The sequence below is a fragment of the Deinococcota bacterium genome (assembly GCA_030858465.1).
Lineage (GTDB): Bacteria > Deinococcota > Deinococci > Deinococcales > Trueperaceae > JALZLY01.
Genome location: JALZLY010000059.1, coordinates 1 through 12,305, shown reverse-complemented (window position 1 = coordinate 12,305; position 12,305 = coordinate 1). Strand labels below are relative to the sequence as shown.

Below are 12,305 nucleotides of genomic sequence, written 5' to 3'. Positions count from 1 at the left end.
TCTCGACGACGCGGCCTCTGGGCACGCCGCCGACGCCGAGGGCCAAATCCACCGACATCGAGCCGGTGGAGATGACGCCCTGGTCGAGGATGCCGCTGTCGGTGCCCAAGCGCATGATGGCGCCCTTACCGAACTGCTTTTCGATCTTCAGGAGGGTGCTGTCCAGCGACTTCTGCCGTTCTGCGCTTAGGGTCATGGCTGCTCCTTAGGGCTCGAGCCTCACGACCAGCCGTGGACTCCATAGCCTCTATAGGATACCTTAAATATTGAGGTAATGTAAAGCATTGAGGTGATGTAGTGCAGCCTCTGCTGGGCGCCTTCCGTCGGGGTCGAGCCGGAAGCCCTTGCCGTAGAGCGACCCGTTCGAGCTTGGACGAACGCCGAGCCCTCCGGTCAGGGTCCTAGCCCGCCCGCGTTTTGCAGCACCACCTCGAGCCCGGAGGTGTCGCACAATGCTCATCATCCGCGCTCGCCTCGGACCGTGTGACAAGTGACGAGAAGGAGGAGAGGGTGCTCGATGCCAAGAACGTTCTAGCCCGTCTGCCCAGGCACTGGCTCGAAAAGCTCGAGCCGGAGCTGTCGTCCGTGGCCGGAAGGCTGCCCGGGAGATAAGGCTCGAGCTCGCTGCCGCCTTTGCCGAGCGAGCCGTCGCTCGGCCCAAGAGAGCAGGCCGGACGCTAACGCTTGCGTCCGGCCTGCTCTTGGGCCAAGCCTTCAGTCGGCCGGCTGGGCGTCGAACATCCACAGCATCTCGTCGGGCCTGGGCGACCAGTCGACGTTTACGTTGACACCGGCCAGGTTCTCGAGCTGGAAAAGGAAGATCATGGGGCGCTCCTCGGCCACGATGTAGAAGGCCTCGCGCAAGAGCTCGGCGCGGCGCTCGCCGTCCAATTCGGTCTCGGCCTCGTAGAAGAGGCGCTCGAAGTCCTCGTTGCACCAGTTCGTCCGCTCGGCGTAGGAGCCGTCGCAGGTGAGGGCGGCCAGGGCCAGGGAGCCGTCGAACATCGAGTTGCCGAGGCCGATCAGACCCAGGTTCTCCACCTGGTTGACGTCCCAGATGCGGCTCAGATAGGCGCTCCACTCGAGCGTCTCCAGCTGCACGTTGACGCCGACTTGCTCGAGCATGACCCCGACCAGCTCGACGATCTCGGCGTCGAGCGGGTAGCGCCCGGCCGGCCCCTGCAGGCTGACGGTCAGCTCGCCGGGACCGTAGCCGGCCTCTTCCAGGAGGCGCACGGCCTCTTCGGGGTCGTAGAGGTAGCTGTCGTAGAGTTCCATCGGCACCGCCGAGATGCCGGGGGTGACGCGGCCGCGCACCGGCGTGCCGAGACCGCCCATCAGCGCGTCGATGAGCAATTGGTTATCGATGGCGTAGTCGATGGCCTCGCGCACCCTGGCGTCGCCGGTCACCCCGCCCTCGTCGGTGTTGACGACGAAGAGCATGACCCGCGCGGTCGGCCAGGGGGCGACGCGGGCGACGTCACCGGCCTCGACCCGCGCGGCGTCCTGAGTGGGGATGTTGGTGGCGATGTGCACGCCGCCGGTCAGGAGCTCGCTCACCCGCGTCGAGGCCTCGGGGATGGTGCGGTGGACCAGCCGGTCCCAGGCGGGGCGGCCGCGCCAGTGCTCATCGAAGGCCTCCATGACCACCCGGTCGTCGCGGCGCCACTCGACAAACCTGAACGGCCCGGTGCCGATGGGATCTACCGCGAAGCCGTCCCAGCCGACCGCCTCGACGTGGTGCTTGGGCAGGATGCTCGAGCCCAGGCGGCTCAGGCGGTTGAGCAAGATGGGATCGGGCGCCTCGGTGTGAATGAGGATCTCGTGATCGTTCACGACCTCGACCTCGCGAATCTGGCGGTAGTTGCCGTACTCGAGCAGGCTCTCGTCGCGGGCGACGCGCTCCAAGGTGAACTTGACGTCCGCGGCGGTGAAGGGCTCACCGTCGTGCCAGAGGACGCCTTCGCGCAAGGTGAAACGCCAGGCGGTCTCCCCCTCCGGCGCCCACCCGGTCGCCAGCGCCGGTTGCCACTCGCCCTCGGCGTCGCGCCACAGCAGGTAGTCGAAAAGGTTGGTGTGGACGGCCTCGACCGCGGTGTTGTTGTGATCGTGAACGTCGAAGCCGGGGATGTCGATGCCCTGGGCGATGACCAGCTCGCGGACCTGCTGGGCGCCGGCCGCGCCGAAGAGGCCAAGCAGGAGCAGGGCCACGAAGAGAGACGACAGGCTTGCTTTCGGCATATGGAGACCTCCTGAAGTATCGTGCTGAAGTATCGTGCTGAAGTGTCGTGACGAGAGCTGAACGCCGGGTGAGCGCGTGGCGCAAGCGTGTGGAAACGGTGCTACCCCGCAAAGACAGCCTCACCGAGCTGCCAAACGACCAGACGCTTGTGGAAAGAGTCTAACCGCCGCCCTCCAGGAACGTCAAGGTGACCCGCCAAGGGTCCGCCCGCCTTCGGTCAAGGGACGCTTCAAGCAGTCCTCGATCTCAGCCAGGAAGAAACCCGGCAGGCGCTCGGGTGAGGGTGAGCTGGCGATCGTCTTTTAGAGCCGCTTGACGTACTCGAGCCAGGCGGGCCGGACGCCGAAACCGAGCTTCTTGTTGATGACCAGCATGCTCCGGTTGCTCTCGGCGACCCAGGTATGGATGGCCGTGTAGTTGTGGATCTTGGCGTACTCGATGGCGCGCAGTTTGAGCGCCAGGGCGACGCCCTGGCGGCGCGCGTCACCCCTCACTCCGGTGAGGTCGGTGTTCAGCTGCCGGTCGCGGGCACCCGCTAGCAACGCGGTCATGCCCACGTAATCGTTCTTGCGCACCGCCACCAGGAGGCCGCCCAGGAGGATGTTGGGGTGATTCAAGATGTTCTCCTCGAACCACTCAAAGGAGACGGGGGTGACGGGCTCGGCAAAGGGCACCTGCTGGTCGAGCTCGTTGCGCAGGCGCCACAGCTTGCGGTCGCGCTCCGGGTCGCTCTCCAGTTCGGCATACGACTTGATGACGATGCCCCCCCGCGTCACCCGCTCGAGCGCGTCCTGGTAGCCCGCTGAGTTGAAGCTCGCCACCACCAGGCGCTGCTCGATGTGCTTCATCACCTGCTCGAAGCCGCGGGCGCTGTAAAAGGCGCGCTCGAGCGCGTAGTCCTCGCGGATATTGGTGAGGAGCGAGAGAGGTTGATAAGGCGCCAAGGCCGTCATGAGCTTGTCGAAGAGCAGCCCTTCGATCTCGCCCCCCTCGAAGTCCGGGTGGACGTTGATCTTGAGCCAGAACTTGCGCGGGTGGTACATGTCGGCGTCCTGGCCGTAGGCGGCCTCGCCGATAACCCTGCCGCCACCGTCGCCGCCACCGTCGCCGCCACCGTCGCCGTCCAGGACTGCCAGCCAGCGAGCGAACCGGCACACCTTGCCCCGGCTCTCGTCTTCGTAGCTGAGGTCCTCGGCGCTGACGGGGTTGTCGGGGTAGACGAGCGTCAGGAGCTCGGCCAGGGCGGGATAGTCGTCCTCGCTAAAGGACCGGAGGATGGGGTCATGGCACCTTCTCATTAGGGCTCATTATAAGGGCCCAGTAGGGCTCAGTATAAGGGCTCAGTATATCAGTATAAGGGCGCCTCGCGGCGTACTGGTGGTGGCCTATCGTCTGGCACGGTTCCTACTGGTTCCTATTGTCTGGCATGGTCTCTCAGGGCGGGCTTGGCGCTTCCGACACCGCCAGCGTCTCCGGCGGCCCCAGCACGCGCAAGCCCCGGCGTTCGGCGGCCAGCAGAAGTTCAACGACGCGCCCGTAGTCGGCGACGCCCGCGCTCACGCCCTGGGCGCGCAGGTAGCTGTCGTAGAGCGCGCCCTGCAGGCGCTGCAGGCCGGCGTTGCGGTAGCGGAGCCGCACGGCGCGGGCGGCCTCGAGGTCGCGCCGCGCCGCCTCGGGCAGCCCCTCCACCAGGTCACCGCGCAGGTCGGCGGGCAGCCGCCTGGCAAAGCCCTCGAACAGGCTCAGGGCCACGCTGTAGCGGGCATAGGGGTCGCCGGCGCGCAAACCGGCCACCGCCGCGATGAAGTCGGTGTCGGCCTCGCCGCCGTAGCCGGCCAGGTGGCTGAGCTCGTGGGCGGCCACCGCCAAGAACTTGTACTCGGGCAGGCCGCCGTCGACGTGGGCCTCGAGGAAAAAAGGGGAGACGACGCCCGCGGTGTTGTTCAAGAGCAGGAGCCCCGCCGGGGTGGTCTTGACCCGGCTGGGCAGCGTCACCTGACGGCCCTCCCAGTCGAGGACGAGGCTGCGGATGGCGGCGCGCAAGGAGGCCAGCGCCCGCGCCCGGTCGCGCGTCCCTTCGGGCGGCGCGGTCTCCCAGATGATGGCGGCGAGGCCGCCGGCAAAATGCGCCACCTCTTCGATGTTCGGCGCTTCGAGCTCGAGCCCCAGCCGCGCCTCGAGCGGCGGGCGCCCGTAGTTGAGGCCCCAGAGAACGAGAAAGAGCACGTAGAGGCCCAGCAGCCCGCCCAGGAGGTGCTTGGACCAGCGCAGCAGCCACTCCCTGGCACTCTTGCGCCGCCGCCAGCCGCGCAGCATGAGGAGCGCCAGCAGAGCGGGCGCCAGGGTGAGCGCCAGGCCGCTCAAGGACAGCGGGACGAGGTCGCTGAGCGGCACCAGCAAGGCGGCCAGCGCGCGGTAGAGGCCGCGGCTGTAGTAGTGGTCCACCCAGGCGGAAGGGACCGGCAGGAGCGTCCAGAGGGCAACAAAGAGGCCCGCCGCGGCGGTGAGCGCGGGCAGGACGAAGCTGCGGGCTGGGGGCACGGTTCATGCTACCGTTCCCCGGGCGGCAGCGGGTGATGCTTGTCTTAAGGCCTCTTCATGAGGCCGGGGTCATGCAGGCCGTTGTCATGAGGCCGGGGTCATAGGGCCGGGGTCATGCGCCGCGTCTCCTAGGGCGCCTGCGCCTCGAGGCGCGCTCCGAGGGCCGGACGAAGCCCTCGCGGCGCTCGAAGTCGTCACGGCTCTGGAGCCACCAACCGCCACCGGCGTCGAGAAAGCCCGCCTCCCGCAGGTCCAGTTCGCTCTGCACCTGCAGGACGTGAACGCCCAAACTCTCGAAGGCCAGCCGCGCCGCCGCGCGCAGGGCTGGTTGCAGCGCCCAGAGGAGCGTACAGCGGTCCTCCTCCGCCCCCAGCGCCAGGTGACCGGTACCCGTTTCGTACCCCAAGAGCCGCAGGCGCAGCCCGGCATTGGAGAGGAGCAGGGCGCGGCCCGCCTCTTCCTCCTCGAGCCAGACCCGCACCGGCCCCTCGCGGCGCTCGAGGCGCGGTGCGGGTGGAGGCAGGGGCGCGTCATAGAGGAGCGAGAGCTCGTCTAAGAGCTCCCGCCGGCGCGCCCGCAGGCGCCTCAGGTCGCGCTCGCCCAGGCGCAGGGGGTCCATGAGCGCCTCCTCGAGCCTGATCAGCTCGGTCTCGAGGCGCTCGAGCCTGGCCTCGCAGTCCATCAGCCCGAGGCACCGGCCCTCCTCCAGGCTGAGCGACAGCTCCCAAAAGAGCGCGCGCCCCTCGCGGTAGCGGCCGAGCCCCTGGGCCCTAAGCGCCATCTAGCCCAGCGCGAAGCTGCGGATGAGCCTGCCGACCTCGTCGCCCTCCTGGCAGACGAGGGCGAGGTTGTCGAGCTCAAGCGTCCAGTCGAAGGGTTCCGAAATGAGCCCTTCGGCGGCCCGTACTATCTGGGCCGCGCTGACGGGGCCGTGCGCCAGGGTGATGTGCGGGACCCAGCGGTCGGGATGGTAGTGCGCCGACACCCCCTGGCCGTGCGGAGCGAGGGCTTGCCAGAGGCGCGCGTGGCGCTCGAGCAAGGCCCGGTCCTTGATGACCGGCAGGTAGAGGACGGGGGCGGGCCCGCTGAAGATGCCCAGGCCGACGGTGCGCACGGTAGTGGGCTCGAGCTCGGCGCCAAGAGCTTCCAAGGCGGGCAGGAGCGCCTCCTCGTCATAGCCTTGGGCGAGCTGCCAGGAGAGGTGGGGCAGCGGCGTGAGGCGGATCTGGCTGAGGTCGCAGCAGCCCTCGAGCCGGTCCCACAGCCTCTCGACCTCGCGGTAGTAGCGCCTCTCCAAGACCGAAACGAGCGCGTGCATGCTCTAGTCTACGCCGCCTTTCGCTACCTTGCCGGATCAGCCTTGCGAGGGCGCCTTACCGGCCCCGGCTGCCCGGCCCGATTCCTTCTTGCTCATGCTCCTATCCTAACGCCGGGCCGGGCTGTGGACCGTGTTCTCTGGCCATCTTCCGCGCGCCCTAGTAATACCAAGTGCCTTACGAAGTACCATAAACCGAGGACGTTTAAGTGTACGCGCTCACGCGCGCTTTTCAAACGCAAAAGCGGCGTTTGAAAAGGCACTTGATATAGAATGGCTCATGAACAAGCTCGAGCAGCTCCTGGAGAACAACCGCCGCTGGGCGGCGCGCAGGCTGGCCGAGGACCCGGCCTTTTTCGCGCGCCTCTCGGCCCAGCAGCGCCCCAAGTACCTGTGGATCGGCTGCGCCGACAGCCGCGTGCCCGCCAACGAGATCATCGGCCTGTTGCCCGGTGAGGTCTTCGTCCACCGCAACGTCGCCAACGTTGTCGTCCACACCGACTTAAACTGCCTCTCGGTCTTGCAGTACGCGGTCGAGGTCTTGCGCGTAAGCGACGTCATCGTCTGCGGGCACTACGGCTGCGGTGGCGTGCAGGCGGCGCTCGACGCACGCCAGTACGGGCTCATCGACAACTGGCTGCGCAACGTCCGCGACGTGTCGTGGCGCTACCAGGCCGAGCTCGAGGCTGCGGGCGACGGCCGGCTCGACCTGCTCTGCGAGCTCAACGTCGGCCAGCAGGTCGCCAACGTCTGCCACACGACCATCGTGCAAAACGCCTGGGCGCGGAGCCAGGACCTCACCGTTCACGGCTGGATCTACCGCTTGGCGGACGGCCTCTTGCGCGACCTCGAGCTCAACATCGATGGGCCCAAGCAGATCTCGCCGGTCTACCGCATGGACGCGCTTGACGCCCGACCCCAAGCAGGCCGGTAAGCAGTCCGCGCTAGCATGAAAAGGAGAAAACCATGCCGCAAGAAGGACAAGAAGGACAGGAGACGGTCTTCAGCAGGATCATCCGCCGCGAAGTGCCCGCCGACATCCTCTACCAGGACGAGCTGGTGACCGCCTTTCGCGACATCAACCCGCAGGCGCCCACCCACGTCCTGATCGTCCCCAACAAGGCCATTGCCTCCATCAACGACGCCAGCGAGGAAGACGAGCCCGTCCTGGGCCGGCTCTTCACCGTCGCCGCCAGGCTGGCGCGCGAGGAGGGCGTAGCCGAGAGCGGCTACCGCGTCATGATCAACTGCGGCCGTGACGGCGGCCAGGAGGTCTACCACCTGCACATGCACCTCTTCGGCGGCCGCCGCCTGGGGCCGATGCTGGCGAAGTAACGGGCGTGACCTCCACCCCTCCCTCGAGCGCCTAGCGCGTGAGGACTAGGGGAGTGGGACGCGGGAAGACCACAGGGCGCCCCGACCGCGCATAGACTCATAAGCATGCGGCGGTTTATCGCGCAAGGCCGGAACACCGGCTTCAGCTGCCTCCACTGCGGGCTCGAGGTGCCCCCCTTGGCGGGCGGAGGTTGCCGCAACCACTGCCCGCGCTGTCTCTACTCCTTGCACCTAGACATCTATCCCGGCGACCGCGCCTCGGACTGCGGCGGTCTGCTCGAGCCCGTGGCCGTGGATCACAGCGCCAAGAAGGGCTGGCTGATCGTGAGCCGCTGCCGGGCCTGCGGCGCGCTGCGGCGCAACAAGGCAGCTTTGGATGATCCGGTCACGCCCGACGACTACGAAAAGCTTGTCGAGTTGAGCCGCGCGCCTCGTCGCTAGTCTTCAGGCTGGGCGCGGTCGCCGGCTCAGGCCCAAAGGAGCGAGGTGAACGGGCAAGGGCCCGTGGGAAGCGGAGGTGCCCCTTTGCTCTGCCTCAGGGCTGGAAGCGGACCAGCACCACCGACTGCGGGGGCAGGTTGAAGCGCAACTGGCCGCCGGAGACCTCGAGCAGCGCCAGCCTCTCGGTGCTCTCGGCGCCCCTGCGGGCGTCGTCGAAGCGGTAGAGTTCCGCGCTGCCGGAGCCGAGCAGCGCCGAGACATCGACCTGAACGTCGTGGGCTGCGCTCTCGGAGCGGTTGCTCATGAGCAGGTTGTAGCCCTGCGGCGCTTCGCGCGTGGTGATGGCCATGACGTCGCTGGTGCCGGCGGGCAGCTGCGTGGGGAAGACCTCTTTGCCGCCGTTTAGGGCCATGATCGCCAGCTTGAGCGCGTAGAAGCCCGCCCGCCTGCTGCGGTCGCCCTTCATCAGCCCGACAGCGTGCTGGATGTTGCCGCCGACGGCGTTATCGAGGTCGTCGTCGTCGTACATCCGCCACACCAGGACGCCTTCCGCGTAGCTGTCGCCCGGCGTGGAGACGGTGATCAGGTTGTCGATGAGGTTGTCGATGATCGAAGGGATCTGATCCCAGTGCCCCTCGGCGCGGCGGCCGTGCGCGCCCATTTCCGTCACCCAGATGGGATAGTCGCGGACATAGGCGGGCACGCCGCTCTCGCGGGCGACCTCGCGCGCCCAGGGCACCACCCTCCTGATAGTATCGTAAAAGCCATGAAGGTCGATGACGTTGAACATCGACGGCTGGTAGTAGTTCCTGTCCGCAAAGCTCGAGCCGCCGCCGTCACGAAACAAGACGGGCAGCCACTCTCGCCGGCTTGGCCCGCCCGAGAGGACGCCGCCGTGGAGCCAGCGGGGCCGGTCGTCCAGGTAGGTTTCGTAGACGAAGTCGATGGCGTCCCTGGTGTACTTGACGAACTCGAGGTACTGCTCCTTGGTGCCGCACCAGCCCTCCGAATGCAACTCGTTTTGCTGGTTGGGCTCGTTGTGCAGCGACCAGCGATCGACGCGCATATCGGCGCCGTTGCGGACGTTGATCCAGTAGGCGACGGCAAAGACGTGCTGCCACCACTCGTTCCAGTCCGCTTCGCTGAACTCCGGCCAAAAGACGCGCGAACCGTCGGGGGCGCTGCAGGAGGTGATGGGAGCGCCCAGCCAGGGCAGCCAGGATTCGCCCCGGTTGGCGCTGTTTCGCAACATCGCGATTGGCTGCATGTCGGGAACCGTATAGAGGTCTCTCAAGATGTCGCCGTAGGCCGCCATGTTGCGGTCAAAGGCGGCCCAGTTGACGAACTCGCCCGCTCGCGAGGGGTCGCTGCTCAAGATCTGCCTCATCTCGGCCATCGACGGCGAGCCGTAGACGCCGTTATCGTCGGTAGGCTCGAACTCCTCCATACCGCCAAAGTAGCGGTAGGAGGTGAGGCCGAGCTCGCGCACGTCCTCGATGTCAAAGGAGTCGTTGTTGAACACGTCGGCGTTGGCGCCGATGTGCTTGATGCTCAGGCCGCTCGGGCTCCCGGCGATCCGCACCGCGAGGCTCGTCCCAACGGGCGCTTCAGGCGTACCGGGCACTTCAGGCGTACCGGGCTCGCCAGGCGTAGGGGGTTCATCAGGCGTAGCCGGTGGCGCTGGGCTCTGGCCGTCGCTCACCCTGAAGCTGAGGTTGAGCGGCTCGCCCGCCGTTCCCTGGCCGCCGCTCGCGCCATAAGGCGTGGCGCTCAGATGATAGGCCCCGGGCTCGGCCGTCAAGCCGGCTTCACTATCCGCAAAAAGGGTGTAGGGCGCGCTGTTCTGAACGCGGTTATGGCTGTCGCCGACCACGCTCAGGACGACGCTGCCGGCGCCTGGCGGGTCGGTATTGATGCGGATGTTGAGGTTTCTCGCCGTCACCTGGCTGAGGTCCAGCGTCGCGCCTTCGCGGATGGGATCGAAGCCGGTGATCGGCTCGTCAGTGTCGGCGTCGACGAGGCTGAAGCTGACGACGGCCGGCGGCGCGCTGGCCGGCGGCGGATCGGCCGGCGGCGCGACCGGCGTTCTGTCACCGCTCGCGCAGCCCATCATGACGAGCAACGCCACCAATCCTGCTATCGCCCTGCAAGCTACCCCCCAGCGGGGGCGGCGGAATTCATCATCTGTCATTTTGGACCTCCACTTCCGAATCCTCACTTCTCACTTGTCACGTCATGCTGGTCTTTCTGGTCACCGACCAGATCCTCTATCCTACTGCCACATGCTCTGACACAGAGATCAGGCGCATTACAATCTTAGCAAAGGCAGGTAGGGGCAAAGGTATCAAAGGGACGAAACGCCTGCAAAACCGGCGGCAAGGTATCCGTACCTGGCTGTCCGTACCTGGCTGTCCGTACCTGGCTGTCCGTAAGGCACCCGTATCCATAAGACCTTGGGCCCTCGAGGGGCTCACGCGGTGACCGCTCCAGCGCGGCCAGGTTCGCCGGGGCCGCTCCGGCCCCGCGCAGTGATATCCTCGGTTGACTCACGAGCGGGCACTGCATGCAGTGACACAGCGAATGATGCAGCGAAAGATGCAGCGAAAGATGCAGCGAAAGATGCCCGGAAACGGCGCCTGAACCGATGCCTAGGAGAGGATATCTAGGAGAGGATATCTAGGAGAGGATATCTAGGAGAGACAGCATGCCCGACACGATTTTTTATAACGGTACCATCTTGACCATGGACCCGGCGCGGCCGCGGGTAGGGGCCCTGTCCCTGCGCGGCGGCAAGATCCTCGAGCTCGACGACGGCGTGCAGGGCACGGCCCTATCCGGTACGCGCCGCGTGGACCTCGCGGGGCGCTGCCTCTTGCCCGGCTTTCACGACAGCCACGTCCACCTGACCCAGCACGGCTTCGAGCTCTCGCAGCTCAAGCTCGCGGACGCGCCTAGCCTCGAGCAGGCCCTGACGCGCGTCGCCGAGCGCGCTCAGGCGGCCGAGCCGGGGACCTGGCTCGTGGGCGCGGGCTTCTCGACGGCGCGCTGGAGCGTGACCAGCCTGGACAAGGGGCTCCTCGATAAGGTCGCGCCGCATCATCCCGTCTACCTGCGCTCGCAGGACCACCACAGCGCCTGGGTCAACAGCCTCGCGCTGGCGGCGGCGGGCATAACCCGGGACACGCCCGACCCGCGGGACGGGGTGATCGTCCGTGACCAGGCGGGCGAGGCGACCGGCATGCTGCTCGAGCTCGCCCAGCGCCTGGTGGGCGCCGCCGTGCCCGCGCCCAGCGACGAGGACATCCGCCGCGCGCTCGAGCTCGCGGGCGAGGACCTGGCCCGGCTCGGCATCACATGCGTCCACCACATGAACTACGAACCGGCCGCCTACTGGCGAGAGCTGGCGCTGGCCGCCTCCCGCCAGAGCTACCCCCTTCGGGTCTGGGCCTGCATCAACCAGGACGACATCGAGGCGGCCGCGGCCATCGGCCTGGCGACCGGCCAAGGGGGAGACCGCTTCACGGTCGGCGGCGCCAAGTTCTTCGCCGACGGCGCGCTCGGCAGCCTGACCGCCTGGATGCTCGAGCCCTACGGAGGCCCCGGCAACACCGGCATGGCCGTCCACGGCCCCGAGGTCCTGGCCGAGCGCCTGCCCAAGGCCATCGCCGCCGGCCTGACCCCGGTCGTCCACGCCATCGGCGACGCCGCCAACCGCGCGGTCTTGGACGCGCTCGAGGCCAACCTGCCCGCGCTTCAGGCCGCTGGTCTGAGGCCACGCGTCGAGCACGTCCAGCACCTGCACCCAGACGACTTGGAGCGGCTGGCGCGGCTCGGCGCGATCGCCTCCGTGCAGGCCTACCACCTCGTCTTCGACGCCAAGCGCATTTCAGAGCTCCTGGGCGACCGCTTAGGGCGTGCCTACCCGATTCGCTCGCTCCTGGCGGCCGGCGCCCACCTAGCCTTCGGCTCGGACACGCCGGTCGCCGACCCCGACGTGCGCCTGGGCCTCCGCGCCGCCACCGAGCGCCGAGGGGAGGGAGGCGAGACCCTGACCCCAGACGAGGCCATAGGCGTCCAGGAGGCTCTGGCGGCCTACACCCGCGGCGCGGCCTTCGCCATCGGCCGGGAGGCGCGCTCGGGGCAGCTAAAGGAGGGCTTCGACGCGGACTTGGTGGTCCTCTCGCACAACCCTTTGGAGAGCCTGGACGGGCTCGAGGTCCTGGGCACCATGCTGGCGGGGAGGTGGACGAGAGAGCTCGAGGGCTAGGGCCGCGTTCTTTCACCCTTGCCGTTTCCTCCCGCGGGGCAAGGCTCCATCTCGCGCTGATGAGAGCCCGTAGGCGACCTTTGCCGTACTCGCGGTGGTCGAGAATTTTTCCTCAGGTATCAGGTATAATGCCCCTCTAGACAAATGAGCTCGAGGGGATTTTT

11 protein-coding genes are annotated in these 12,305 nt (G+C 67.5%); 4 read left to right on the top strand and 7 right to left on the bottom strand.

The features are described from left to right. The 6 genes from M3498_03085 to M3498_03060 form a co-directional block, all read right to left on the bottom strand. On the bottom strand, nt 1–196 hold a 196-nt coding region (locus M3498_03085; GenBank protein ID MDQ3458279.1), incomplete at its 3' end, for a DNA recombination/repair protein RecA. 518 nt (nt 197–714) lie between these two features. Further along, nucleotides 715–2,241, bottom strand: a complete 1,527-nt coding sequence (locus tag M3498_03080; protein ID MDQ3458278.1) for an ABC transporter substrate-binding protein — start codon at nt 2,239–2,241, stop codon at nt 715–717. Between the two features lie 303 nt (nt 2,242–2,544). Then, complete coding sequence (locus M3498_03075; protein MDQ3458277.1) at nt 2,545–3,540, bottom strand: hypothetical protein; 996 nt, start codon at nt 3,538–3,540, stop codon at nt 2,545–2,547. 136 nt (nt 3,541–3,676) lie between these two features. Continuing rightward, nucleotides 3,677–4,783: a DUF3810 domain-containing protein gene (locus tag M3498_03070; GenBank protein ID MDQ3458276.1), complete on the bottom strand. Its 1,107-nt coding sequence runs from the start codon at nt 4,781–4,783 to the stop codon at nt 3,677–3,679. Nucleotides 4,784–4,895: 112 nt separating this feature from the next. Next, nucleotides 4,896–5,564, bottom strand: a complete 669-nt coding sequence (locus tag M3498_03065) for a hypothetical protein (protein ID MDQ3458275.1) — start codon at nt 5,562–5,564, stop codon at nt 4,896–4,898. After that, nucleotides 5,565–6,101: a 2'-5' RNA ligase family protein gene (locus tag M3498_03060; protein MDQ3458274.1), complete on the bottom strand. Its 537-nt coding sequence runs from the start codon at nt 6,099–6,101 to the stop codon at nt 5,565–5,567. Nucleotides 6,102–6,378: 277 nt separating this feature from the next. On the opposite strand from M3498_03060, the gene can reads away from it, so the two are divergent. From can to M3498_03045, 3 genes are all read left to right on the top strand, one after another. Beyond that, a complete protein-coding gene (gene can, locus M3498_03055; GenBank protein ID MDQ3458273.1) occupies nt 6,379–7,032 on the top strand; it encodes a carbonate dehydratase in 654 nt (217 codons plus the stop codon). A gap of 32 nt (nt 7,033–7,064) precedes the next feature. Beyond that, entirely contained in the window at nt 7,065–7,433 is a 369-nt protein-coding gene (locus M3498_03050) for an HIT domain-containing protein (GenBank protein ID MDQ3458272.1), read from the top strand. A 105-nt stretch (nt 7,434–7,538) separates the two neighbouring features. Next, the gene (locus M3498_03045) at nt 7,539–7,874 is read left to right on the top strand and encodes an RNHCP domain-containing protein (GenBank protein ID MDQ3458271.1); all 336 of its coding nucleotides are present in this window, start codon (nt 7,539–7,541) and stop codon (nt 7,872–7,874) included. A 94-nt stretch (nt 7,875–7,968) separates the two neighbouring features. Here the strand turns inward: M3498_03045 and M3498_03040 are convergent, their stop codons facing one another. Next, nucleotides 7,969–10,002 carry a hypothetical protein gene (locus M3498_03040; protein ID MDQ3458270.1) on the bottom strand — a complete coding sequence of 678 codons (2,034 nt, stop codon included), beginning with the start codon at nt 10,000–10,002 and terminating at the stop codon, nt 7,969–7,971. 576 nt (nt 10,003–10,578) lie between these two features. Here M3498_03040 and M3498_03035 point away from each other — a divergent pair. Then, nucleotides 10,579–12,141, top strand: coding sequence for an amidohydrolase (locus M3498_03035; GenBank protein MDQ3458269.1), 1,563 nt, complete (start codon nt 10,579–10,581; stop codon nt 12,139–12,141). Nucleotides 12,142–12,305: the final 164 nt, after the last annotated feature.